Origin of the sequence: Pseudomonas kermanshahensis (genome assembly GCF_014269205.2) — a bacterium.
In the GTDB taxonomy this organism is placed as follows: domain Bacteria; phylum Pseudomonadota; class Gammaproteobacteria; order Pseudomonadales; family Pseudomonadaceae; genus Aquipseudomonas; species Aquipseudomonas kermanshahensis.
The window spans coordinates 1,047,467-1,072,701 of the sequence record NZ_JABWRY020000001.1; the positions used below are offsets into that span (position 1 = coordinate 1,047,467).

Here is a 25,235-nt window from a genome sequence, read left to right on the forward strand (position 1 = left end):
TAAATCCTGTGGGAGCCGGCTTGCCGGCGATAGGGCCAGTACAGGCCACCCAAAATCACTGGGCGTTGAACGCCTGCCCATTCACCCCAGTGCTGTCTGGCCCCATCAGGTACAGGTACACCGGCATGATCTCTTCAGGCAGCGGGTTGTTCTGCGGGTTCTCGCTCGGGTAAGCCTGGGCCCGCATCGCGGTGCGCGTGGCGCCTGGGTTGATGCTGTTGGAGCGCACCGGCGCAACCCCTTCCAGTTCGTCGGCCAAGGTCTGCATCAGGCCTTCGGTGGCGAACTTCGACACCCCGTAGGCGCCCCAGTAGGCCCGGCCTTTGCGCCCGACGCTGCTGGAGGTGAACACCACCGAGGCGTCCTCCGACAGCTTGAGCAGCGGCAGCAGGGTGCTGGTGAGCATGAAGGTGGCATCGACGTTGATGTGCATTACGCGCATGAAGTTGTCACCCGACAACTGCTCCAGGGGCGTGCGCGGGCCGATGATCGAGGCGTTGTTGAGCAGGCCATCCAGGCGCCCGAACTGGTCTTCGATCATGACCGCCAGCTCGTCGTACTGGTGGGGCAGGGCGGTTTCCAGGTTGAACGGGATCACCACCGGTTGTGGGTGCCCGGCGGCCTCGATCTGGTCGTAGACCTCGTTGAGGTTGGCCTCGGTCTTGCCCAGCAGCAGCACGGTGGCACCGAGCGCGGCGTAGGCCTTGGCAGCGGCGGCGCCGATGCCGCGGCCGGCTCCGGTGACCAGGATGACCCGGCCTTGCAGCAGGTCGGGGCGGGCGGTGTAGTCGAACATCAGATTTTTCCCTTGTTCATTGGGCAGCGCCGATCATTGTGGGAGCGGGCTTGCCCCGCGAAGCAGGCGGCGCGGAGGATGGCACGGGCTTCGCCCGCGTTCGCGGGGCAAGCCCGCTCCCACAGGCCCTGCTGACTTCAGGTCTTGATCAGCAGCCGCACAGCGCGCTGTCGATCACCTTGCGCAGTTCCAGCGGGTGGTCCACCACCACGTCGGCACCCCAGTTGTTCGGGTTGTCCTCTGGATGAATATAGCCGTAGCGCACCGCCGCCGTGCGGGTGCCGGCATCGCGGCCAGACTCGATGTCGCGCAGGTCGTCGCCGACGAACAGCACACTGGCCGGGTCCAGGTTCAAGGTTTTGCAGGCCAGGATCAGCGGCTCGGGGTCGGGCTTGCTGTTTTTCACGTGGTCCGGGCAGATCAGCAGCGCCGAGCGCTCGGCCAGGCCCAGGCGCTGCATGATCGGCTCGGCAAAACGTACCGGCTTGTTGGTGACCACGCCCCACAACAGGTTGCCTTTCTCGATGTCGGCCAACAGCTCGGCCATGCCGTCGAACAGCTTGCTGTGCACCGCGCAGTCGCGCTGGTAGCGCTCGAGAAACTCCAGGCGCAGGGCCTCGAAGCCTTCGGCCTCCGGGTCCATGGCGAAGGTGGTGGCGACCATGGCACGGGCACCGCCGGAAATCACCCCGCGAATCAGGTTGTCGTCCACGGCCGGCAAGCCGCGCTCGGCGAGCATGGCCTGGCAGATAGCGATGAAGTCCGGCGCCGTGTCGAGCAGGGTGCCGTCCATGTCGAAGAGTACTGCTCGCAAACGCATGCTCATTCCTCGCGCAGGGTCTGGATCATGTAGTTGACGTCCACGTCGTTGCAAAGCTTGTAGTGCTTGGTCAACGGGTTGTAGGTCAGGCCGATGATGTCCTTGACTTCAAGGCCGGCAACACGGCTCCAGGCGCCCAGCTCGGAGGGGCGGATGAACTTCTTGAAGTCGTGGGTGCCGCGCGGCAGCATCTTCAGGATGTACTCGGCGCCGACAATGGCCAGCAGGTAGGCCTTGGGGTTGCGGTTGATGGTGGAGAAGAACACCTGGCCGCCAGGCTTGACCATGCGGTAGCAGGCGCGAATCACCGACGACGGGTCGGGGACGTGCTCGAGCATTTCCAGGCAGGTGACCACGTCGAACTGCCCGGGCATCTCTTCGGCCAGTGCTTCGGCGGTGATCTGCCGGTATTCAACCTCGACGCCGGACTCCAACTGGTGCAACTGGGCCACCGCCAGCGGGGCCTCGCCCATGTCGATGCCGGTTACCGAGGCGCCACGCAGGGCCATGGATTCGCTGAGAATGCCGCCGCCGCAGCCCACGTCCAGCACTTTCTTGCCAGCCAGGCCGACCCGCTCGTCGATCCAGTTGACGCGCAACGGGTTGATTTCATGCAGCGGCTTGAACTCGCTTTCACGGTCCCACCAGCGGTGGGCCAAGGCTTCGAACTTGGCAATTTCGGCGTGGTCGACGTTGCTCATTTAAGAGTCCTCTGAAACTTCGCTAAATTGGGCCGGAGTATACCCGAGCGCTCAAGGCCGAGGGTCGCTATAATCGCCGGCTTTTGATATCCGAACGACGGGGAGAGGCGATGCGCGAGCGACTTTTGGCGGCGGAGAAGGTGACCGCGATCCGCTGGCAAGGCGGCGTTCTGCATCTGCTCGACCAGCGCCTGCTGCCCGCGCAGGAGGTCTGGCTGGCCTGCGACAATGTCGCGCAGGTGGTGGACGCGATCCGTGACATGGCTGTGCGCGGTGCGTCGGCCATCGGCATTGCCGCGGCCTACGGCCTGGTCCTCGCCCTGGAAGAGCGCCTGGCCGAGGGCGGCGACTGGGAGCAGGACCTGGAAGAAGACTTTCTCAGCCTGGCCGAGGCGCGCCCCACCGCCGCTAACCTGTTCTGGGCGCTGAACCGCATGCGCGAGCGCCTGCAGCGCTTGCGCCCGGAGGAAGACGTGCTGGCGGCGCTGCAAGCTGAGGCGGTAGCGATTCATGAAAGCGACCGTGAAGCCAACCTGACCATGGCCCAGTACGGCATCGAACTGATTCGCCGCCATCAGGGCAACGCCCAGACCCTGCTCACCTACGGCAATTCCGGGGCCCTGGCCAGTGGCGGTTTTGGCACCGCGCTGGGGGTGATCCGCGCGGGTTACCTGGAAGGCATGGTCGAGCGGGTGTATGCCGGCGAAACCCGCCCCTGGCTGCAAGGCTCGCGCCTGACCGCCTGGGAGTTGGCCAACGAGGGCATTCCGGTGACGTTGTGCGCCGATTCGGCCCTGGCCCACCTGATGAAGAGCAAGGGCATCACCTGGGTCGTGGTCGGTGCCGACTGCATCGCGGCCAATGGTGATGTGGCGAGCAAGATCGGCACCTACCAGCTCGCGGTCAGTGCCATGCACCACGGCGTGCGCTTCATGGTCGTGGCGCCGAGCACCAGCATCGACCTGAACCTGGCCACCGGCGAGGACATCCCCCTTGAAGAGCGCGATGCAGACGAGCTGCTGGATTACGCCGGCACCCGCGTGGCGCCGCAGGTGGAGGTGTTCAACCCAGTGTTCGACGTGACCCCGGCCGACCTGATCGACGTGATCGTGACCGAGAAGGGCATCGTTGAACGCCCGGATACCGCCAAGCTGGCTCAGTTGATGTGCCGCAAGCGTTTGCACTGAGGGGTGTGGCTGCACATTTCTCTGTAGGAGCAGCCTTGTGCTGCGAAGAGGCCAGTACCGGCGCCGGGTATTTCTGCTGCTTGCATCGGCCTCTTCGCAGCGCAAGGCTGCTCCTGCATGAGCCTTGCACAACCTGTAGTGTCAAGGCCTGCCACATCTCCCCACCCGCACTGCCTTTGTGATAACATCCGGCAGTTTCCAAGACCGCCCATCACGGCGGCCAAATTTGCGCAGATCCATGGCACAACTCATTGATTTGTCGTAAGTCGTCGCAGCACTGCGCGTCGCGACGGCGAGCTTCGTTCGGCCCTTGATGGCGCTGCGAAGTTTCACCAGAAAAAGGAATCAGGCTTCTCATGGGCGAACTGGCCAAAGAAATCCTCCCGGTCAATATCGAAGACGAACTGAGACAGTCTTACCTCGACTACGCGATGAGCGTGATTGTCGGGCGAGCGCTGCCCGATGCGCGTGACGGCTTGAAGCCCGTGCATCGTCGCGTTCTCTTTGCGATGAGCGAACTGGGCAACGACTGGAACAAACCGTACAAGAAGTCCGCCCGTGTGGTCGGTGACGTGATCGGTAAGTACCACCCGCACGGCGACACTGCGGTCTACGACACCATCGTGCGTATGGCCCAGCCGTTCTCGCTGCGTTACCTGCTGGTCGACGGCCAGGGCAACTTCGGTTCGGTCGACGGCGACAACGCCGCGGCCATGCGATACACCGAAGTGCGCATGGCCAAGCTGGCGCACGAGCTGCTGGCCGACCTGCACAAAGAAACCGTCGACTGGGTGCCCAACTACGACGGCACCGAGCAGATCCCGGCAGTCATGCCGACCCGTATTCCCAACCTGCTGGTCAACGGTTCCAGCGGTATCGCCGTGGGCATGGCGACCAACATCCCGCCGCACAACCTCGGCGAGGTCATCGACGGCTGCCTGGCGCTGATCGACAACCCGGATGTCACCATCGATGAGCTGATGCAGTTCATCCCTGGCCCAGACTTCCCGACTGCCGGCATCATCAACGGCCGCCAGGGCATCATCGAGGCCTACCGCACCGGCCGTGGCCGCATTTACATGCGTGCCCGTTCCGAAGTCGAAGACATCGACAAGGTCGGTGGCCGCCAGCAGATCGTCGTCACCGAGCTGCCGTACCAGCTGAACAAGGCGCGTCTGATCGAGAAGATCGCCGAGCTGGTCAAAGAGAAGAAGATCGAAGGCATTACCGAGCTGCGTGACGAGTCCGACAAGGACGGCATGCGCATCGTCATCGAGCTGCGTCGCGGCGAGGTGCCGGAGGTGGTGCTCAACAACCTCTATCAGCAGACCCAGCTGCAGAGCGTGTTCGGCATCAACGTCGTGGCCCTGATCGACGGCCGCCCGCGTCTGCTCAACCTCAAGGACCTGCTCGAAGCGTTCGTCCGCCACCGCCGTGAAGTGGTGACGCGCCGTACCGTGTTCGAGCTGCGCAAGGCCCGTGAGCGTGGCCACATCCTTGAAGGCCAAGCGGTCGCGCTGTCCAACATCGACCCGGTCATCGCCCTGATCAAGGCCTCGCCGACGCCGTCGGAAGCCAAGGAAGCGTTGATTTCCACTGCCTGGGAATCCAGCGCTGTGCAGGTCATGGTCGAGCGCGCCGGCGCCGATTCCTGCCGCCCTGAAGACCTCCCGGAGCAGTTCGGCCTGCGCGAGGGCAAGTACTACCTGTCGCCGGAACAGGCCCAGGCGATTCTTGACCTGCGTCTGCACCGCCTGACCGGCCTGGAGCACGAGAAGCTGCTGGCCGAGTACCAGGAAATCCTCGAGCAGATCGGCGAACTGATCCGCATCCTCAGCAGCGCCGAGCGCCTGATGGAAGTGATCCGCGAAGAGCTCGAAGCCATCCGCGCCGAATACGGCGATGCGCGCCGCACCGAGATCCTCAACGCCAGCCACGACCTCAACTACGGCGACATGATCCCGGAAGAAGAGCGCGTGGTGACTATCTCCCACGGTGGCTATGCCAAGACCCAGCCACTGTCCGCCTACCAGGCCCAGCGCCGTGGCGGCAAGGGCAAGTCGGCGACCGGCGTGAAGGACGAGGACTACATCGAGCACCTGTTGGTCGCCAACAGCCACGCCACCCTGTTGCTGTTCTCCAGCAAGGGCAAGGTGTACTGGAAGAAGACCTACGAAATCCCCGAAGCGTCCCGTGCTGCGCGTGGCCGTCCGCTGGTCAACCTGCTGCCGCTGGAAGAGGGTGAGCGCATCACTGCGATGCTGCAGATCGACCTCGAGGCCCTGCAGCAAAGCGCCGACCTGGACGAAGAGCTGGACGAGGCCGATGACACCGTGCTCGAAGGTGAGCTGGTAGAAGCCGAGGAAGTCGACGAAGAAGACGGCGACACCCCGGAATGGTCTGCTGAGCCGACCGGTGCCTATATCTTCATGGCCACCGCTTCCGGTACCGTCAAGAAGACCCCGCTGGCCCAGTTTGCCCGCCCACGCACCAGCGGCCTGATCGCCCTGAAGCTGAAAGAAGGCGACACCTTGATTGCCGCGGCCATCACCGACGGCGCCAAGGAAGTCATGATGTTCTCCGACGCCGGCAAGGTGATCCGCTTCGCTGAAAGCGTGGTGCGCGAAATGGGCCGTACCGCCCGTGGTGTGCGCGGCATGAAGTTGGGCAAAGGGCAGCAGATCATTTCGATGCTGATCCCTGAGTCCGGTGCGCAGATCCTCACCGCGTCCGAGCGTGGCTACGGCAAGCGTACGCCGCTGTCCAAGTTCCCGCGTCGCGGCCGTGGTGGCCAGGGCGTGATCGCCATGGGTACCAAGGGGCGCAACGGTCTGTTGATCGGCGCTATCCAGGTTCAGGAAGGCGAAGAGATCATGCTCATCTCCGACCAGGGCACCTTGGTGCGCACGCGGGTTGGTGAAGTGTCCAGCCTGAGCCGTAACACCCAGGGTGTGACGCTGATCAAGCTGGCGGCTGACGAAACGCTGGTGGGCCTGGAGCGGATCCAGGAGCCTTCCGAAGAAGAGCTCGACGAACTGGTCGAGGCGGATGCGCAAGGCGAAGCGCCGGAGGCTGTCGATGACGACAGCGCGGGCGCCGAAGAGGCACCGCAAGAGTAAGCAAGCGCAACAACCCGAGCGGGGCGACCAAGGTCGCCCCGTTTGACTGATTACAGCAGGCAACGCTGGATCCTCCCATTAGTGGGGGCGTTTTTTGTAGGAGCGGCCTTGTGTCGCGAAAGGGCTGCAAGGCAGCCCCCAGGATTTCAGCGACGCTGCAAAAAGCTGGGGGCCGCTTTGCGGCCCTTTCGCGACGCAAGGCTGCTCCTACAAAGAGCGGTGCGCGGCGTGCGAGAAACGATTTTGTTCTATTTGGCAGAGCGAGAGTGGATGTGAGCAAACGAGCCTTTAACTTCTGCGCAGGCCCTGCTGCGCTTCCTGACGCTGTCCTGCAGCGCGCCCAGGCCGAAATGCTGGACTGGCGCGGCAAGGGCTTGTCGGTGATGGAAATGAGCCATCGCAGCGACGATTACGTGGCCATCGCCGAGAAGGCCGAGCAGGACCTGCGTGACCTGCTGTCCGTCCCCTCCAACTACAAGGTCCTGTTCCTGCAGGGCGGTGCCAGCCAGCAGTTCGCCGAGATCCCGCTGAACCTGCTGCCGGAAAACGGTACCGCCGACTACGTCGAAACCGGTATCTGGTCGAAGAAGGCGATCGAGGAAGGGCGCCGTTTCGGCAACATCAATGTCGCCGCCAGCGCCAAGCCTTACGACTACCTCGCCATCCCAGGCCAGAACGACTGGAACCTGACCAAGAACGCTGCCTACGTGCACTATGCGTCCAACGAGACCATTGGTGGCCTGCAATTCGACTGGGTGCCAGAAACCGGTGACGTTCCGCTGGTGGTCGACATGTCGTCCGATATCCTCTCTCGCCCGATCGACGTCTCGCAGTACGGCCTGATCTACGCCGGCGCGCAGAAAAACATCGGCCCGAGCGGCCTGGTGGTGGTGATCGTGCGCGAAGACCTGCTGGGCCATGCCCGCAGCAGCTGCCCGACCATGCTCGACTACAAGGTGTCGGCCGACAACGGCTCGATGTACAACACCCCGGCCACCTATTCCTGGTACCTCTCGGGCCTGGTGTTCGAGTGGCTCAAGGAGCAGGGTGGCGTCGAGGCCATGGAGCAGCGCAACCGCGCCAAGAAAGACCGCCTGTACAGCTTCATCGACGCCAGCGACTTCTACACCAACCCGATCAGCGTCAACGCCCGTTCGTGGATGAACGTGCCGTTCCGCCTGGCCGACGAGCGCCTGGACAAGGCCTTCCTGGCCGGCGCCGACGCCCGTGGCTTGCTCAACCTCAAGGGCCATCGTTCGGTCGGCGGCATGCGTGCCTCGATCTACAACGCCCTGGGCCTGGAAGCGGTTGAAGCCCTGGTTGGCTACATGGCTGAATTCGAGAAGGAGCACGGCTGATGTCCGAACACGAGCTCAAGGCGCTGCGCGTGCGCATCGACAGCCTCGACGAGAAGATCCTCGAGCTGATCAGCGAGCGCGCCCGTTGCGCCCAGGAAGTGGCGCGGGTCAAGACCGCCTCGCTCGCCGAAGGTGAAAAGCCGGTGTTCTACCGCCCCGAGCGTGAGGCTGCGGTACTCAAGCGGGTCATGGAGCGCAACAAGGGGCCGCTGGGCAACGAAGAGATGGCGCGGCTGTTCCGCGAAATCATGTCGTCCTGCCTGGCCCTGGAAGAGCCGCTGAAAATCGCCTACCTGGGCCCTGAAGGTACCTTCACCCAGGCAGCGGCGATGAAGCACTTCGGCCATGCCGTAATCAGCCGCCCAATGGCGGCCATTGACGAAGTGTTCCGCGAAGTGGCGGCCGGTGCCGTCAACTTCGGCGTGGTGCCGGTGGAAAACTCCACCGAGGGCGCGGTCAGCCACACCCTGGACAGCTTCCTTGAGCACGACATGGTGATCTGCGGTGAAGTCGAGCTGCGCATCCACCACCACCTGCTGGTGGGTGAGAGCACCAAGACCGACAGCATTACCCGCATCTACTCCCACGCCCAGTCGCTGGCCCAGTGCCGCAAGTGGCTGGATGCGCACTACCCGAACGTGGAGCGCGTGGCGGTTTCGAGCAACGCCGAAGCGGCCAAGCGGGTCAAGGGTGAGTGGAATTCGGCAGCGATCGCCGGTGATATGGCGGCGAACCTGTACGGCCTGACCCGTCTGGCCGAGAAGATCGAAGACCGTCCAGACAACTCGACGCGCTTCCTGATGATCGGTAACCAGGAAGTACCGCCGACCGGCGACGACAAGACCTCGATCATCGTCTCGATGAGCAACAAGCCGGGGGCCTTGCACGAGCTGCTGGTGCCGTTCCACGAGAACGGTATCGACCTGACCCGCATCGAGACGCGCCCGTCGCGCAGCGGCAAGTGGACGTACGTGTTCTTCATCGACTTCGTCGGCCACCACCGCGACCCGTTGATCAAGGCAGTGCTGGAGGCGATCAGCCAAGAGGCTGTGGGGCTGAAGGTGCTGGGGTCTTATCCGAAGGCGGTGCTGTAAATGAGCTTGCCGGGGCCGCTTTGCGCCCCATCGCGACGCAAGGCCGCTCCTACAGGGCCTGCGTGATACCTGTGGGCGCGGCCTTGTGTCGCGATGGGCTGCGAAGCGGCCCCCTGCGGTCTCACAGACTGTCTTGATTTCTGAACAGGGTTCGCACTCGTGGTAAATGCAGTAACAACCAAACCCGCACCGCTCATCGGTCGCCTCGTCGTCGTAGGCCTGGGCCTGATCGGCGGCTCCTTCGCCAAGGGCTTGCGCGAAAGCGGCCTGTGCCGCGAAGTGGTCGGCGTCGACCTGGATGCCCCCTCGCGCAAGCAGGCCGTGGCCCTGGGGGTGGTCGACCGCTGTGAAGAAGACCTCGCCGCCGCCTGTGTCGGTGCCGATGTCATCCAGCTGGCCGTGCCGATCCTGGCCATGGAAAAGCTGCTGGCGCGCCTGGCACAGCTCGACCTGGGCGATGCCGTCATCACCGATGTCGGCAGCGCCAAGGGCAATGTGGTGCGCGCCGCCCGTGAAGTCCTGGGTGAGCGCCTGTCGCGCTTCGTCCCCGGCCACCCGATTGCCGGTTCTGAGCAGAGCGGGGTAGAGGCCTCCAACGCCGCCCTGTTCCGTCGCCACAAGGTCATCCTCACGCCGCTGCCGGACACCGACCCCGCCGCCCTGGCCACGGTAGACCGCCTGTGGCGCGCATTGGATGCCGATGTCGAGCACATGCCGGTCGAGCGCCATGACGAAGTCCTGGCCGCCACCAGCCACCTGCCGCACTTGCTGGCCTTCGGCCTGGTCGATTCGCTGGCCAAGCGCAATGAAAACCTCGAGATCTTCCGGTACGCTGCGGGAGGCTTCCGCGATTTCACGAGAATCGCCGGCAGCGACCCGACCATGTGGCACGACATCTTTCTCGCCAACCGCGAAGCCGTCCTGCGCACGCTTGATACATATCGCAGCGATCTCGACGCCTTGCGCGACGCGATCGATGCAGGGGACGGGCACCAGTTGCTGGGTGTATTCACCCGCGCACGCGTTGCCCGCGAGCATTTCAGTAAAATCCTGGCCCGCCGGGCCTATGTGGACGCTATGAACGCCAACGATCTGATTTTCCTGGCCCAACCGGGTGGCCGCCTGACCGGGCGAATCCGCGTACCGGGCGACAAGTCGATTTCTCACCGCTCGATCATGCTCGGCTCGCTGGCCGAAGGCACGACCGAGGTCGAAGGGTTCCTCGAAGGTGAGGATGCGCTGGCGACCTTGCAAGCCTTCCGTGACATGGGGGTGGTCATCGAAGGCCCGAACCAGGGTCGCGTAACCATCCATGGGGTCGGCCTGCACGGCCTCAAGCCGCCACCTGGGCCAATCTACGTGGGTAACTCCGGCACCTCGATGCGCTTGCTCTCTGGCCTGTTGGCCGGTCAGCCGTTCGACGTGACCATGACCGGTGATGCCTCGCTGTCCAAGCGCCCGATGAATCGCGTGGCTAACCCGCTGCGCGAAATGGGCGCAGTGGTCGAGACTGGCCCTGAAGGCCGTCCGCCATTGACCATCCGTGGTGGCAACAAGCTCAAGGCGCTGACCTACACGCTGCCAATGGCCAGTGCCCAGGTCAAATCGTGCCTGCTGCTGGCCGGTCTGTATGCCGAAGGCAAGACCACGGTCACTGAACCTGCACCGACCCGTGACCACACCGAGCGCATGCTGCGCGGCTTTGGTTACGCAGTCGAGTCCAATGGCCCGGTGGCTTCGCTGCAGTCTGGCGGCAAGCTGACGGCGACCCGCATCGAAGTGCCTGCCGATATTTCGTCGGCGGCGTTCTTCCTGGTCGCAGCCTCGATCGCTCAAGGCTCTGAGCTGGTGCTCGAGCATGTCGGCATCAACCCGACCCGTACCGGCGTGATCGACATTCTGCGACTGATGGGCGGCGACATCACCCTGGAAAACCAGCGTGAAGTGGGTGGCGAGCCGGTGGCCGACCTGCGTGTGCGCGGTGCTCAGCTCAAGGGTATCGACATCCCCGAAAACCTGGTGCCGCTGGCCATCGACGAGTTCCCGGTACTGTTCGTCGCCGCGGCCTGTGCCGAAGGGCGCACCGTGCTGCGTGGCGCCGAAGAGCTGCGGGTCAAGGAATCCGACCGCATCCAGGTCATGGCCGATGGGCTGATCAGCCTGGGCGTGAAGTGCGAACCGACCCCGGACGGCATCATCATCGACGGCGGCCAGATCGGCGGCGGCGAAGTGCACGGCCACGGTGACCACCGTATCGCCATGGCCTTCAGCGTTGCCTCGCTGCGTGCCACTGCGCCGATTCGCATCCATGACTGCGCCAACGTCGCCACCTCGTTCCCTAACTTCCTGGCGCTGTGTGCCGAAGTCGGTATCCGCGTGGCTGAAGAGGGCAAGTCGTGAATTCGCAAGCAACAGTCATCACCATCGATGGGCCAAGCGGCTCGGGCAAGGGCACGGTCGCCGGTCTGCTGGCTCGCGAGCTGGGCTGGCGCCTGCTGGACTCCGGCGCGCTGTACCGTTTGCTGGCGTTCAATGCCAACAATCACGGCGTCGACCTGACCAACGAAGAGCTGCTCAAGCAACTTGCCGCCCATCTGGATGTGCAGTTCATCGCGGCCGAGCCCGGTAAGCTGCAACAGATCATCCTTGAGGGTGAGGACGTCAGCAGTGTCATCCGCACCGAAACCGTCGGTGCAGGCGCCTCGATGGTGGCCTCGTTGCCTGCCGTGCGGGACGCTTTGTTGTTGCGTCAGCGTGCATTCCGCGAGGCTCCGGGCTTGATCGCCGATGGTCGCGACATGGGTACCGTGGTGTTCCCGGATGCGCCCTTGAAGATTTTCCTGACCGCCAGCGCCGAGGAACGGGCACGTCGTCGTTACCTGCAGTTGAAGGGCAAAGGCGAAGATGTTAGTCTGTCGAGTCTGCTGGATGAGATTCGTGCACGTGATGAGCGTGACACCCAACGTGCAGTGGCCCCGCTGAAACCAGCGGCCGATGCCATTCAGTTGGACTCTACCGAGTTGTCCATCGAGCAGGTGTTGCAACGTATCAGGAGTGAGATCGCGCTTCGCGACCTTCACTGATAGCCAGGAGAGCAGGCAGGTGCACCAGTCAACGTCCTGTCGGCTTTCCTTTAAATAACGAAACCCACATTGTCTGGAATGTGGCGATGGGCGTCTGTTTCGCCCGAATCTACAGGAATTAAAATGAGCGAAAGCTTTGCAGAACTCTTTGAAGAAAGCCTGAAAACCCTCAATCTTCAGCCGGGTGCGATCATCACCGGTATCGTTGTCGACATCGACGGCGACTGGGTTACCGTACACGCTGGCCTGAAGTCCGAGGGCGTCATCCCGCTCGAGCAGTTCTACAACGAAGCTGGCGAGCTGACCATCAAGGTCGGTGACGAAGTTCACGTTGCGCTGGACGCGGTCGAAGACGGCTTTGGCGAAACCAAACTGTCCCGTGAAAAAGCCAAGCGCGCCGAGTGCTGGATTGTTCTGGAAGCAGCTTTCGCCGCCGAAGAAGTGGTCAAGGGCGTTATCAACGGTAAGGTTAAGGGCGGCTTCACTGTCGACGTTAACGGCATCCGTGCGTTCCTGCCGGGCTCCCTGGTTGATGTCCGCCCAGTGCGCGACACCACCCACCTGGAAGGCAAAGAGCTGGAATTCAAGGTCATCAAGCTCGACCAGAAGCGCAACAACGTTGTCGTTTCCCGTCGCAGCGTGCTGGAAGCCGAGAACTCCGCCGAGCGCGAAGCCCTGCTGGAAACCCTGCAGGAAGGCCAGCAAGTCAAAGGTATCGTCAAGAACCTCACCGACTACGGCGCATTCGTGGACCTGGGCGGTATCGACGGCCTGCTGCACATCACCGACATGGCCTGGAAGCGCATCAAGCATCCTTCCGAAATCGTTAACGTTGGCGACGAAGTCGACGTTCGCGTTCTGAAGTTCGACCGTGAGCGCAACCGCGTTTCGCTGGGTCTGAAGCAGATGGGCGAAGATCCGTGGGTTGCTATCACTGCCCGCTACCCAGAAGGTACTCGCGTACAAGCTCGCGTTACCAACCTGACCGACTACGGCTGCTTCGCTGAGCTGGAAGAAGGCGTTGAAGGTCTGGTACACGTTTCCGAAATGGACTGGACCAACAAGAACATCCACCCGTCGAAAGTCGTTCAGGTTGGCGACGAAGTGGAAGTCATGGTTCTGGACATCGACGAAGAGCGTCGTCGTATCTCCCTGGGCATCAAGCAGTGCAAGTCCAACCCATGGGAAGACTTCTCCGGCCAGTTCAACAAGGGTGACAAGATCACCGGTACCATCAAGTCGATCACCGACTTCGGTATCTTCATTGGTCTGGACGGCGGCATCGACGGCCTGGTTCACCTGTCCGACATCTCCTGGAACGAAACCGGCGAAGAAGCCGTACGTCGTTTCAAGAAGGGCGACGAGCTGGAAACCGTCATCCTGTCGGTCGACCCAGAGCGCGAGCGCATCTCCCTGGGCATCAAGCAGCTGGAAGACGATCCGTTCTCCAACTTCGTTGCTGTCAATGACAAGGGCGCTATCGTCAAGGGCATCGTGAAAGAAGTTGACGCCAAAGGCGCCATCGTCACCCTGGCCGACGACATCGAAGCCACTCTGAAAGCTTCCGAAATCAGCCGTGACCGCGTTGAAGACGCGCGTAACGTTCTGAAGGAAGGCGAAGAGATCGAAGCTAAGATCATCAGCGTTGACCGTAAGTCCCGCGTTATCAGCCTGTCGATCAAATCGAAAGACGACGCTGAAGAGCGCGAAGCTATCCAGAGCCTGAAAAACGCTCCGGAAGCTGCTGCCGACACCACCATGGCTGCGCTGCTGCGCGAAGCAATGGCCAAACAGAACTAAGTTCTGTTGGATCGGTAAGAAAAAGGGCGACCCTCGGGTCGCCCTTTTTTTATCTGTGATTTTTGTGGTGGTGCCTAAATCGAGCGGCCCGAATCAATCGTAGCGAGCGTTGCTCGCGATGCGCCGCGCGGGCGGCGCTCGATCTCAAACCCACACTGCATCCCTGTGCGGATAATCGCCAATCCTGGCGACCAATCCCGCCCTGACCGGATTGGCTATGATGTATCGGGCAACCCTCAAAACATCTTCATCTTGCCGCAAAGCCCGGTCGTGATAACCCGCCTGCCAGACCGGTGAAACCTTTATCCCTGCCTTGCGCAGTGCATGACTGGACCGGCTCTTTACGCGTTGCATAAGTACACTAAGCGTCACTTCCCCTAATTCAAGCAACCAATGCACATGGTCAGGCATCACAACCCAGGCTAATGACCGGCAGTGGTTTTTTACTTCGGCATGGCGAAGGTTCTGGATAATCATGCGCGCTAAATGAAAGTCCTGAAACAGTGGCCGACGTTGGTGTGTGGCTGTGGTCAACATATAAAGCCTGCCTGGCTCAGAGTATCGTGCGCGGCGAAGCATGCAGCCATGAGGTTTGGGCATCGTGTTCTTCCGTGAACAAGGGCGTCCAATCAGCGTAGTTGCCGACCTGTGGCGCTGGGCGATGGAAGATTGTCAGCATGTAAATGCCATGAGTTGAATGGCTGGGTCAGTGGGGGCGTGGGGCGGCCATTTGGCGTGAGTTGTGTGGTGGTGCGTAGATCGAGCGCCGCCCGCGCGGCGCATCGCGAGCAACGCTCGCTCCTACGTTTGTATCGGGCCAGTTATTTCTGGGGTAAATGCCCGCGACCGCCTTGGCGCATGGCGTAATATCGCGTCTAGCAAACAAGGCGGTCGCGCGCGCCTGTCACAGGCGTTATTGGCCAAAAACAAACGTAGGAGCGAGCGTTGCTCGCGATGCGCCGCGCGGGCGGCGCTCGATCTACGCGTCACCCCAAAACTCACGACGTACCCCTTCAACCACGCGCATCCCAGCCAATCCGCGACAAATTTCTTTTTACTTCAATCTTGAATTTTTTTATTAAGTCAAGAACCGCCCTGTTCAAATCCCTCCCAGCGTGCTACAAACTGGTTAAGCAATGATCTAGCTGCTTGATAACGAAGGGAAAAATATGACGAAGTCGGAGCTGATCGAACGTATTGTCACCCATCAGGGGCTGCTCTCCTCGAAAGATGTGGAGTTGGCCATCAAGACCATGCTTGAGCAGATGTCGCAGTGCCTGGCGACGGGCGATCGCATCGAGATTCGCGGTTTTGGCAGCTTCTCGCTGCACTATCGCGCACCCCGTGTCGGTCGCAACCCCAAGACTGGCCAGTCGGTCAGCTTGGAAGGCAAGTTCGTGCCGCACTTCAAACCGGGCAAGGAATTGCGTGACCGGGTCAATGAAGAAGATGAGGCCGAGGCCTGATAAAAAAGGAGCAGTCTGATGCGTAACCTCAAGCGCGCCCTGGCGGCGTTGTTCGTGCTGCTGTTGGCGGCTGTGGTGCTGTTCTTCGTGCTCGAGAACCAGCAGGCGGTCTCGTTGGTCCTGTTTGGTTGGTCTGCCCCTGAAGTGCCGGTTGCGGTACTGGTACTGGCCGCGCTGGTCATCGGCTTGGCTATCGGCCCACTGCTCGGCGCCTACGGCGTGCAGCGCAGCAAGCGCAAAATTCGCGCTTCTGCCCGCCAAGCGGCATTAAGCGGTAATTGAGGCGGTTTCCTACTTCTATTGAGGAAAGTCTCACCTATGCCCGCATCGGCTGTCATGAAGTAATAGCACACTTCATTTTCGGCCCAGGCGAGTGTGCAGCAGCATGGATTTCCCCGTTCTTTCTCATCACGGCGCCACCCGAGGCGTAACTGGCTCTTGCCACCAGCTTCATCTTGGCCCCGCTACCAGCTTGCTGGTCGATTGCGGCCTGGAGCAGGGTGATGATGCATCGCCTGGCGCGGAGTCCGCGTCCCTGGGTTTGGGTGCGAGCTTCGAGGTGAGCAGTGTTCAGGCGCTGATCGTCACGCACGTGCATCTCGACCATGTCGGCCGCATCCCCGCGCTGCTGGCGGCAGGGTACCGTGGCCCCATTCTGTGCAGCGAACCCTCTGCCAAGCTGCTTCCACTGGTGCTGGAGGATGCCTACAGGCTGAGCATCAGCCGTGAACCGAAGCACGTGCAGCGCTATCTCGCGATGCTCAATGAACTGATCGTCCCACTGCCTTTCGAGCAATGGCATGTTCTCATCGATCGACCTGGTCTTGGCTGCCGCATTCGCTTGCAGCGCGCCGGGCACCTACTAGGTTCAGCCTATGTCGAGTGTGACGTGGCGCGCGGGGAGGTCAACACCCGCTACGTGTTCTCCGGCGACCTAGGGCCCTCCACCAATCCCTTGCTGCGGCCAGTGCAGCCCCCAGAGCGCGCTGACGTGCTGGTGCTCGAAAGCACCTATGGTGATCGTCTGCACCCCAGTACCGACGACCGTCGAGAAAAACTGGAAGCAGTCATCGATCGGGCATTGGCGGATAACGGCACGATCCTCATCCCAGCCTTCAGCCTGGGGCGTACCCAGGAATTGTTGTACGAGCTCGAAGACATCCTTCATCGCAAGGCCCTGCTGAACGCGGGGCAAGCATCGGGTGATAATCCTCTTGATTGGTCACAATTACCCATCATTCTTGATTCACCCTTGGCTCAACGCATCACCGGCGTTTACCGCGACCTGCATGAATACTGGAATGAAGAGGCCCGGGCGCGGTTGGCTGAAGGGCGTGACCCGCTGGGCTTCGGTCAGTTGATCAGTGTGGATACCCATGCCAGGCATCAGCAGGTGGTGAATTACCTCAAGAGCACCGGGCGCCCGGCGATTGTCATTGCAGGCAACGGCATGTGCTCGGGTGGGCGGATCGTCAACTATCTCAAGGCCATGCTTGGGGAACCGAGGCATGAGGTGCTGTTCGTCGGGTATCAGGCCAAGGGCACGCCGGGGGCAGTGATCCAGGCCAGTGAAGGCGCGGAAGGGTTTGTGCAGATTGATCTGGATGGAGAGGCTTATGGGATTCGGGCGAAGGTGATGACGTTGAGTGGGTATTCGGGGCATGCGGATCAGCATGGCCTGCTCGAATTTGCCATGGGCGGCGCCACGTCGCCTGCCAAAGTGGTTTTGGTGCATGGGGAGCCAGCCGCAAAGGCGGCCTTGAGCCGAGCTCTACTCAGTCGGGCACAGGGAGCCAAGCAGCAAGTGGAGGTGAGTATTCCTTGAAAGCGGCAAGATGATCTGCGCGTTATCCGCTGTGCCAAGAAACTGATAGATTGTGCTTTCCTCGGTCGAATTAGAGCGAATGCTGTACTCTGATTCATAGTGGGGCAGGCTCGAATGCGGGCGGCTGGGTGACACATCGCCGCTGAGCTATGTCTTGATCCACCGATTTGGGTGGGTTGCTGAAAGTGGCTTTCCCTGGTTTGCCAGGGAATCGTGCAGATCGTCGGATTCAAGGATAACTAAAAGAAATGCGCAATGATCGTGAGCGCCTCGGTGAAGCGCGTGAGTATGATATTTTCGATTTGACCGAGGGGCTTTGGCGGCAACGCTTGCTGGTGCTGGTGGTCACTGTGTTGGTTGCGGCGCTGGCAGTTGTCTACGCAATGCTGGCGACTCCGGTGTATGAGGCCAAGGTTCTTCTGCAGCCGCCACTGAGCAGTGATATCAGTCAGTTGAATGTCGGACGGGTGGGTGGTGATGATTTGCTCGCTCCCATTCGTGAGCGGGAGGTCGGCCAGATCTACCGGCGCAATCTGCAGTCAGATTCGTTGCGGCAAGCGTTTTTCGAGCAAGTTTACCTACCCAGTCTTGGTGAGGGGCTTGGTGCAGGTTCGGCTGGTCTTTACGCCAAATTCTATGGGCAGCTACAGGTGCTCAATGCTAATGAGGAGGAGGGCCGTTCTTCTGTTTCTGCACGTGCCGAGGATCCCCATCAAGCGGCTGATTGGGTTGTGAAGTATGCGGAGATGGCGGCTGAGCGAACCAAAAGTGAACTGATTAAAAAGGTCACTGCCGAGTTCAAGGTAGAGGCCGACAACCTGCAGCGAGCCATCGATGCCGCGCGTGCCAATGCCTCGCGTGAGCGTGAGGACCGGATTATCCAGTTGACGGAGGCGTTGCACACGGCGCGCTCCATCGGTCTTGAAAAGCCGCCAATTATTACCACCGGGTTGTCAGCGGAAGTCTCTTCGGGGATGAATGGCTCGCTGATGTATATGCGCGGAAGCAAAGCGCTGGAATCGGAAATTAAGAATTTGCAGGCGCGCGTGTCTGATGACCCGTTCGTGAGTAACTTGCGTGAGCGAGAACAAAAGGTGTCGTTCTATCGTTCGGTAACACTGACGCCTGATCAGTTTGAGGTGTATCGGCAGGATGGCGTAGTGGAGCCACCCGAAGCTCCAATCAAGCCTCGCAAGGCTTTGATTGTGGGGATCGGCGTGTTGGTTGGCTTGTTCATCGGCACATTCATCGCGCTCATTCGTGAGGCGTGGCGGTTCAGGCAAGCGCGCCAGGACTAGTGGTCAGCAGAGGTGCTGGTGGTGTGCGGCAATGAATAAACTGTCGAACACTGCTGGCCTGTGAAGCGTCGGCTCATAGTGCCGAAAACTCAAAAGACATAAGGCAGTGGTTGAGGATGAGTGAGCAATATCTAGTTTCCATTGTAGTGCCAACTCATAACCGTTCGAAGTACGCGATTCCCTGTGTGAAGAGCTTGCTCGAAATAAAGTCCGAGCGGCTACAGGTCGTGGTGCACGATACCAGTAACGATGATTGCCAGTTGGCTGCCTGGGCGGCGGATCAGGCGGACTCGAGATTGGTTTACGTCCATTGGAAAAGCCGTCTTTCCATGACCGAGAACCATGAGCGGGCCATGCAGTTGGCAGAGGGCGAGTACGTCTGCCTGATTGGTGATGATGATACTGTTTCGCAACGGATTCTCGAGGCGGCCGAATACGCAAAGGCTGAAAACGTCGACATGCTGACGCCGCGGGTTAAAGCCTTCTATTACTGGCCAGACTTTCGCACCAAGTTTTACGGTGCTGCGCATGCAGGGCGCATTTATCTGGAAACGTTTGGGCGGGGTGCCGAGACGCTGCAGGCTAGCAAGCAGTTGGACAAAGCACTCCATGAGGCATGCCAGGGCACCGATGCGCTGCCGAAGCTTTACCATGGCCTGGTAAGGCGTAACTTGCTGGACGAACTGCGTCGCCGCAGTGGAAAGATTTTCTTCGGGACTAGCCCCGACATGTCAGCGTCCGTTTCGCTTGCGATGATAGGCAAGACTTATTGCTTGCTCGATTTCCCCTTCACCATGCCAGGCGGTGGGGGTGGGAGTAACAGCGGGCGTAGCGCCATGGGCAAGCACAAGGGCAACTTGAAAGATGACCCTCATATGAAGCCCTTCACGGACTTACAGTGGCCTGCTGAGTTGCCCATGTTCTTCAGTGTTGAGACTGTTTGGGCTCACGCTGCCTGGGCAACGCTGGAAGGTATGAAAGACGAAAAGCGGCAGTCGCAGTTCAACTTAGCGCGCCTTTATGCCTTGTGCCTTTTTTATCACCGTGACTACGCAAAAGAAATTTTTGCAGCGCGTCGGGCGGCTCAGGCAGGTGGCAATAGCCAGGTGGGCATGGTCCGGCTGGTTTCTGAGTTTGTATCCGTGGTTACAAAATATACCTTCTCCCGCCTGAAAAGGGTGATGAAGCCTAATGCCAGTAACGGGCGCGAAGTGGTTGGCGTGGTAGAAGATGTGTACCTCGCACGGCAGGCCCTGGACAATAAGCTGGAAGCAAGGTTGGCGGGGGCGGGCATCTGCACTTCATCGACGAGAACGCGCAGCGTGACAGAGTGATTGGTGGGAGGCAATGAAGATAGCTAATCTCTCGTCACTGCTGCTGGCCAGTTTTTCCGGAAAGCTCATCTATGCGTTGGCAAGTGTCATTTCATTGCCGCTGGCCGCTTATGTGCTTGGCGCAGAAGCGGTAGGCCTGGTAGGTTTTTTTACTACACTGCTGATGGTGTTGATGGTGCTGGAGGGCGGACTGACCAGTAACGTCATCCAGCGTTTGGCCAGGATCAGAGGCGTTGCGAGCGCTGACCGTTCAATGCGCTCGGTCAGGGCGCTGGTGAATACCTACCTGTTGGTCTTTTCTGCAGTGGGCTTGATTGCGGCGTGCGCGATATCGCTGGCGTCGCCGGCACTCGTGAGCCATTGGCTGAAGCTCACTGATATCAGCCAGGATCAAGCACTGTACGCCCTTTACTGCATGGCAATATTCATTGGCCTTAATTTGCCAGTGATGTTGCTGCAGGGCGTATTTGTAGGCAATGAACTGCAATACCCGCTGAACAAAGTGTACATCGTCTACTCGTTGATGCGTACCCTCGGCGTATTAGGGTTGGTTCATAGTGTTCCCGCCTTCGGTGGTGTGACGGGTTATTTTACACTTCAGGTTTTAATCCAGTTGATGTATGTCGCGACATTGATGTATGTGCTGTATCGTCGTGACTTGCTGGGGGCGGGGAGGGTTCACAAAAAATACGTTCTTAGCGGCTTGGCATTTAGTCGAGGGGTTTTTCTGATCTCCTTGACTTCGGTGATAACCGTGCAATATGACAAGTTGTTCATGAGCGGTGCGCTCGGCCTGCAAGACTATGCGTACTACAGCCTTGCCAGCACGATTGCAGGTTTTCCTTATATTTTTTCGACAGCTTTTAATACGGTGTTGTTCCCACGGTTCTCGCGGGACCTGCGTGTTGGTGAACTGGCGCGTATCGAAAAAGTATTTCGAGCTGCACTGGTACTGTTTGCGTTGATCATGACCATTATGTGCAGTGCGGTATTCTGGTATGCCGGCGCGGCCTTGCACATGATGTTCGAGCCGTTTTTGGCAGAGGGTATCGACACGGTAGTGCCTTGGCTGCTGGTGGGTACGGCACTGCAATCCTTGTTGATCGTTCCTTTCTCGCTGCAGATGGCTGCGGGGTGGACGTCGCTTGCGTTCCGCTTAAACCTGGTTGCGGTGCCGATTATCTTGTTCGGCCTGCCAGCACTGGTGGCGAGCTTTGGGGCTGTTGGCGGTGCTTACAATTGGCTGCTTTACAACGCCTTTTCGTTTGGCTGTACGGTATATTTTACGTGTCGCCGATTTCCTTGGTTGCTGCCTGCTTATCGCGCGTGTCTATACGCTGCGTTGGTGACTGCCGTGATGGCGAATGGCTTATTCTTCCTGTGTTTCCAATGGTTGTCTGGCGCGGTGGCGGGCGTGGTGGGTGCATGCCTGGCTTCGGCGTTGCTGGCTGCATTGGGGGCATTTATCTTTCGCAAGCAGTTGGCTGGACTCAGGTGACATGAGCGTATAGTCTGTCTTGATTACGGAGAATTATAATGAAGATAGTTGTGCTGGGTGCTTCCGGGATGCTGGGTAATGCGGTGTTCAGGTACTTGGTGTCTGATCAGCGCTACACAGTATGGGGCACGGTACGTAGTTCCGCGTCGCTCAAGTATTTTTCTGCCAGTGAACGTGAACGTTTGGTGGTAGGGCTTGATGTGCTTAGCCAAGACGACCTGCTTGAATTCTTTATGCAGTATCGGCCGGATGTCGTTGTCAATTGCACTGGGCTGATAAAGCAACTTTCAACTGCAAATGACCCGCTCGCGGTATTGCCGATCAATGCGCTGCTGCCTCATCGTCTGCAGAAGCTCGCGCAACTGATTGGTGCGCGGCTGGTTCATATTAGTACCGATTGTGTTTATGCCGGCACCCAGGGGCAGTACGTAGAGGCTGATGTTTCTGATGCTGAAGACCTGTACGGCAAGTCGAAGTACATCGGTGAAGTACATGATTCAGCGAACGCGATCACGTTGCGAACCTCGATCATTGGTCACGAGCTGTCAGGGAGCAAGTCACTGGTGGACTGGTTCCTTTCTCAGTCCGGCAGTGTCAAGGGTTACCAGAAGGCCATATTTTCAGGCCTGCCAACGGTTGAAATGGCGCGGGTCATTGCGGACTACGTGCTGCCCAATGCAGCGCTGAATGGCCTCTACCATGTGTCGGCGGAGGCGATTGATAAATACTCATTGTTGAAGTTGGTCGCTGAGAAATACGGTAAGACGATCGATATCGTGGCGGATGACGCGGTTGCTATTGATCGCTCGCTTGACTCGAGCCGGTTTCGTCAGGCGACAGGTTACCTGCCCCCGAGCTGGGCTGATCTGATCGTTAAGATGCGCGACTTTAAATAAGATATTTCAGGGCTTGGAAATGTTTAAAAATAAAGTATTGATGATTACGGGTGGTACTGGGTCGTTCGGCAATACAGTGCTTAAGCGGTTTCTCGATACCGATGTGAAAGAAATTCGGATTTTCAGTCGTGACGAGAAAAAGCAGGAAGACATGCGCATTGCCTTGGGTAATGACAAGGTCAAGTTCTACATTGGCGATGTGCGTGATTATTCCAGCCTGTTGCAAGCGATGGTCGGCGTGGATTACATCTTCCATGCTGCAGCGCTCAAGCAGGTGCCGTCTTGCGAGTTCTTCCCCATGGAGGCGGTCAAGACCAACGTGATGGGTACTGAGAATGTGCTCAACGCGGCAGTCGAGTGCAAGGTCAAGCGCGTGGTGGTATTGAGCACCGACAAAGCGGTGTACCCGATCAACGCGATGGGTATCTCCAAGGCGTTGGCGGAAAAACTGGTCATTGCCAAGTCCCGTATGATTCCTGCGAGTTCACAAACTGTCATTTGCGCTACCCGCTATGGCAACGTGATGGCGTCCAGGGGCTCGGTAATCCCCTTGTTTGTCAATCAGCTAAAAAGTGGCCAGCCGCTTACTATTACCGACCCCAATATGACGCGTTTCCTCATGTCGCTTGAGGACTCCGTCGACTTGGTGCTGCATGCATTCGAGCATTCCCAGCAAGGGGATATTTTTGTGCAGAAGGCGCCTGCTTCAACGGTGGGTGACCTGGCGACCGCCTTGCAACAATTGTTCAAGCTTAAGAATGAAATCAAGGTCATCGGCACGCGGCATGGCGAGAAGCTCTACGAGTCGCTGATATCGCGTGAAGAAATGGCCAAGGCCGAAGACATGGGCCGTTATTATCGCGTGCCTGCTGATAACCGAGATCTCAACTACGAAAAATATTCCTCCAATGGCGAGGAAGAAGTTTCCCATCTCGATGACTACACCTCACACAATACCGTGTTGTTGTCGATCGAAGAGATCAAGGAGACCTTGCTCAAGCTGGATTACATACAGCAAGAGCTGAAAGCCTGATCAACGTCGTGTGCCCGGTTGTTGGTGCTTTATTATTTGTCGGTGTGTTGGAGAAGTCGTTTGGCCGAGCTCAGTGCTGTCGTCAGTGTCAGTGTTGTTATCCCTTGTTATCGCTGCAAGGGTTCGATAGCGCGCGCGGTTGAGTCTGTGTTTGCTCAAACACTGAGGCCTTCTGAAGTTATCCTGGTTGACGACTGCAGCCCAGATGACACGCTTGAACAGCTGCACGCTGAAGCGAAGAGGTACCCGCCGGGCTGGGTAAAGGTCATTGCGCTGAAGAAAAATGGCGGCCCAGGCAATGCGCGGAATGCTGGCTGGGCAGAAGCCACTGGGAAGTACGTGGCGTTTCTTGATTCTGATGACAGCTGGCATATCAAGAAAACCGAGTTGCAATACCAGTGGCTTGAGCAGCATCCCGAGGTCGACTTGCTTGGCCAGCATTTTGCGGCAGGTCAGCGCAGCGAACCGTCGATTGACGATGTGCGTTTTATCCCCGTGACGGGACGCCAGTTGCTGCTGTCCAATCGCTTTTCCACCTCTTCTGTCATGATTCGGCAAGACGTGAAGTATAGATTCAAGCAGGGCATGCGTTACTGCGAAGATTACCAGTTGTGGTGTGATATCTGTTTCGGCGGTGGGGCATGCTTTAACGTGGATTACCCACTCGTCAACACCTTCAAGCCCGTGTACGGCGACTCAGGCCTGAGTGGTCAACTCTGGCGCATGGAGAGAGGCGAGTTGGCGGTGCACCTGTCGCTGCTCAAGCGCAGGTACATAGGCCTTCCTGCGTGCTTGCTCGCCGTTTCATGGTCACTCGGGAAGTTTGTTCGTCGCGTCATCAACTCATCGGTTCGAAGGACTCTATGATTTATATCGTCGGCTGGGGGATCATGCTGCTCGGGCTTATGGTTTCGGAGGTGGTCAAAAACCGAAGCCGTATCCCTGCTGCGGTGGTGATCGCTTTCGTGGCGATATTGGCTATTTTCCGGGGTGCGGTGGGTACGGACACAAACACCTACGAGTTCTTGCTGGAGTCCGTGGACCCTGCGGCGTTCAGCGGCGGTGTAGAGCCTCTGTTCATGGTGTCCGGCTGGCTTTTCAAGACGGTCACGGGTTCTGCAGTGGGGGCGGTCAGGCTGTTTGCGCTTGTGTTATTTGGCGTGCTTTTCTATTTTCTGTTGCACTCGAATAGAAATGAACGCTTCTTCCTGTTGTCGTTTTTCCTGCCGTCATTCATCTATCAGTACAGCATGAATACCTTGCGCTTAGGCTTGGCCAGCGCCGTACTTCTGTTGGTGTTTCAGTACATTCGTCGGTACCGTTATTCACAACGCGCAGCGTTATCGATAGTTGCCTTGGCGTTTCATTACTCGTCCCTTTTCAATCTGGGTTTTTTGTTGGCACTGCGTATGCGCTGGACACGCTGGGCCAGCATGCTGGGGTTCGCCGTTTTCGTCGTCTGTGCGTTGTCGGTCGTGCTCTTGAATAACGACTACTTCTTGATGAAGCTGAACGCTTATCAGCAGGTCGCGTCGCCCGGGAGGTTTTCTGGGTTGAGCAAGGTCGTGCTGATTGCGGTGATGCTGTTGGCGGTCATCGCCTCACGTATGCCGCGGCCGGACAAGTTTAAATTGTTGGTTTTGGCGGTGCTGTTGACGGCGGCTTCGTTTGGCTTGGCGACCGTAAGCTACGCGGGTTTGCGCTTCCTTGATTTGCTGTCGTTTTCACTGCCATTGGCGGTCATGGTTGTTTATAACGACAACGATCTTGAATTCGACTGGGCGATAAAGTTGGGGCTTTCGCTGGTTGGGCTTATCTCGGTAGTGGCCAGTTACAGGAACTATTTGCAAGAGTCGGGGCAGGGGCCTAGCCCATTCCTGCCTTATCATTTTTTGGACTTGCTTGGTGGTGTCTAGGCTGCGGGCGC

Annotated in this window: 21 protein-coding genes; 17 read left to right on the top strand and 4 right to left on the bottom strand. The window is 59.3% G+C overall.

Annotation, left to right across the window (positions count from 1 at the left end; all coding sequences use genetic code 11):
• Nucleotides 1-55: 55 nt before the first annotated feature.
• From HU764_RS04940 to ubiG, 3 genes are all read right to left on the bottom strand, one after another.
• Nucleotides 56-796, bottom strand: coding sequence for a YciK family oxidoreductase (locus tag HU764_RS04940; protein WP_027595944.1), 741 nt, complete (start codon nt 794-796; stop codon nt 56-58).
• A 148-nt stretch (nt 797-944) separates the two neighbouring features.
• On the bottom strand, nt 945-1,616 hold the full coding sequence (gene mupP, locus HU764_RS04945; protein WP_027595945.1) for an N-acetylmuramic acid 6-phosphate phosphatase MupP: 672 nt from the start codon (nt 1,614-1,616) through the stop codon (nt 945-947).
• 2 nt (nt 1,617-1,618) lie between these two features.
• The gene (ubiG, locus tag HU764_RS04950; RefSeq protein WP_027595946.1) at nt 1,619-2,317 is read right to left on the bottom strand and encodes a bifunctional 2-polyprenyl-6-hydroxyphenol methylase/3-demethylubiquinol 3-O-methyltransferase UbiG; all 699 of its coding nucleotides are present in this window, start codon (nt 2,315-2,317) and stop codon (nt 1,619-1,621) included.
• A gap of 110 nt (nt 2,318-2,427) precedes the next feature.
• Here ubiG and mtnA point away from each other — a divergent pair, with 110 nt between their 5' ends.
• From mtnA to rpsA, 7 genes are all read left to right on the top strand, one after another.
• Complete coding sequence (gene mtnA / locus HU764_RS04955) at nt 2,428-3,504, top strand: S-methyl-5-thioribose-1-phosphate isomerase (protein ID WP_186682293.1); 1,077 nt, start codon at nt 2,428-2,430, stop codon at nt 3,502-3,504.
• Between the two features lie 356 nt (nt 3,505-3,860).
• Entirely contained in the window at nt 3,861-6,623 is a 2,763-nt protein-coding gene (gene gyrA, locus HU764_RS04960) for a DNA gyrase subunit A (RefSeq protein WP_027595948.1), read from the top strand.
• A 272-nt stretch (nt 6,624-6,895) separates the two neighbouring features.
• Entirely contained in the window at nt 6,896-7,981 is a 1,086-nt protein-coding gene (serC, locus tag HU764_RS04965; RefSeq protein WP_085272802.1) for a 3-phosphoserine/phosphohydroxythreonine transaminase, read from the top strand.
• Complete coding sequence (gene pheA, locus HU764_RS04970; protein WP_027595950.1) at nt 7,981-9,075, top strand: prephenate dehydratase; 1,095 nt, start codon at nt 7,981-7,983, stop codon at nt 9,073-9,075. The genes serC and pheA overlap by 1 nt, the downstream gene beginning before the upstream one ends.
• A gap of 159 nt (nt 9,076-9,234) precedes the next feature.
• Nucleotides 9,235-11,475 carry a bifunctional prephenate dehydrogenase/3-phosphoshikimate 1-carboxyvinyltransferase gene (locus tag HU764_RS04975; protein ID WP_099453220.1) on the top strand — a complete coding sequence of 747 codons (2,241 nt, stop codon included), beginning with the start codon at nt 9,235-9,237 and terminating at the stop codon, nt 11,473-11,475.
• Nucleotides 11,472-12,158 (top strand): (d)CMP kinase, encoded by a 687-nt coding sequence (gene cmk, locus HU764_RS04980; protein WP_027595952.1) that lies wholly within the window; start codon nt 11,472-11,474, stop codon nt 12,156-12,158. Before HU764_RS04975 ends, cmk begins: the two co-directional genes overlap by 4 nt.
• A gap of 123 nt (nt 12,159-12,281) precedes the next feature.
• Complete coding sequence (rpsA, locus tag HU764_RS04985) at nt 12,282-13,958, top strand: 30S ribosomal protein S1 (RefSeq protein ID WP_003252673.1); 1,677 nt, start codon at nt 12,282-12,284, stop codon at nt 13,956-13,958.
• A gap of 144 nt (nt 13,959-14,102) precedes the next feature.
• Here rpsA and HU764_RS04990 read toward each other — a convergent pair whose 3' ends face one another.
• Entirely contained in the window at nt 14,103-14,558 is a 456-nt protein-coding gene (locus HU764_RS04990; protein ID WP_186682297.1) for an REP-associated tyrosine transposase, read from the bottom strand.
• Nucleotides 14,559-15,127: 569 nt separating this feature from the next.
• On the opposite strand from HU764_RS04990, the gene ihfB reads away from it, so the two are divergent.
• From ihfB to HU764_RS05040, 10 genes are all read left to right on the top strand, one after another.
• Entirely contained in the window at nt 15,128-15,424 is a 297-nt protein-coding gene (gene ihfB / locus HU764_RS04995) for an integration host factor subunit beta (protein WP_003252675.1), read from the top strand.
• A gap of 18 nt (nt 15,425-15,442) precedes the next feature.
• Nucleotides 15,443-15,706: a lipopolysaccharide assembly protein LapA domain-containing protein gene (locus HU764_RS05000; protein ID WP_027595953.1), complete on the top strand. Its 264-nt coding sequence runs from the start codon at nt 15,443-15,445 to the stop codon at nt 15,704-15,706.
• Between the two features lie 103 nt (nt 15,707-15,809).
• Entirely contained in the window at nt 15,810-17,249 is a 1,440-nt protein-coding gene (locus tag HU764_RS05005) for an MBL fold metallo-hydrolase RNA specificity domain-containing protein (protein WP_186703959.1), read from the top strand.
• Between the two features lie 248 nt (nt 17,250-17,497).
• Complete coding sequence (locus HU764_RS05010; RefSeq protein WP_186682301.1) at nt 17,498-18,547, top strand: LPS O-antigen chain length determinant protein WzzB; 1,050 nt, start codon at nt 17,498-17,500, stop codon at nt 18,545-18,547.
• A 116-nt stretch (nt 18,548-18,663) separates the two neighbouring features.
• Complete coding sequence (locus tag HU764_RS05015; RefSeq protein WP_186682303.1) at nt 18,664-19,881, top strand: glycosyltransferase family 2 protein; 1,218 nt, start codon at nt 18,664-18,666, stop codon at nt 19,879-19,881.
• 13 nt (nt 19,882-19,894) lie between these two features.
• A complete protein-coding gene (locus HU764_RS05020; RefSeq protein WP_186682305.1) occupies nt 19,895-21,379 on the top strand; it encodes an oligosaccharide flippase family protein in 1,485 nt (494 codons plus the stop codon).
• Nucleotides 21,380-21,417: 38 nt separating this feature from the next.
• The gene (locus HU764_RS05025; protein ID WP_186682307.1) at nt 21,418-22,275 is read left to right on the top strand and encodes a dTDP-4-dehydrorhamnose reductase family protein; all 858 of its coding nucleotides are present in this window, start codon (nt 21,418-21,420) and stop codon (nt 22,273-22,275) included.
• A gap of 19 nt (nt 22,276-22,294) precedes the next feature.
• Nucleotides 22,295-23,308 carry a polysaccharide biosynthesis protein gene (locus HU764_RS05030; protein WP_186682309.1) on the top strand — a complete coding sequence of 338 codons (1,014 nt, stop codon included), beginning with the start codon at nt 22,295-22,297 and terminating at the stop codon, nt 23,306-23,308.
• A 60-nt stretch (nt 23,309-23,368) separates the two neighbouring features.
• Nucleotides 23,369-24,175: a glycosyltransferase family 2 protein gene (locus HU764_RS05035; protein WP_186682311.1), complete on the top strand. Its 807-nt coding sequence runs from the start codon at nt 23,369-23,371 to the stop codon at nt 24,173-24,175.
• Nucleotides 24,172-25,224 carry an EpsG family protein gene (locus HU764_RS05040; RefSeq protein ID WP_186682313.1) on the top strand — a complete coding sequence of 351 codons (1,053 nt, stop codon included), beginning with the start codon at nt 24,172-24,174 and terminating at the stop codon, nt 25,222-25,224. The genes HU764_RS05035 and HU764_RS05040 overlap by 4 nt, the downstream gene beginning before the upstream one ends.
• Nucleotides 25,225-25,235: the final 11 nt, after the last annotated feature.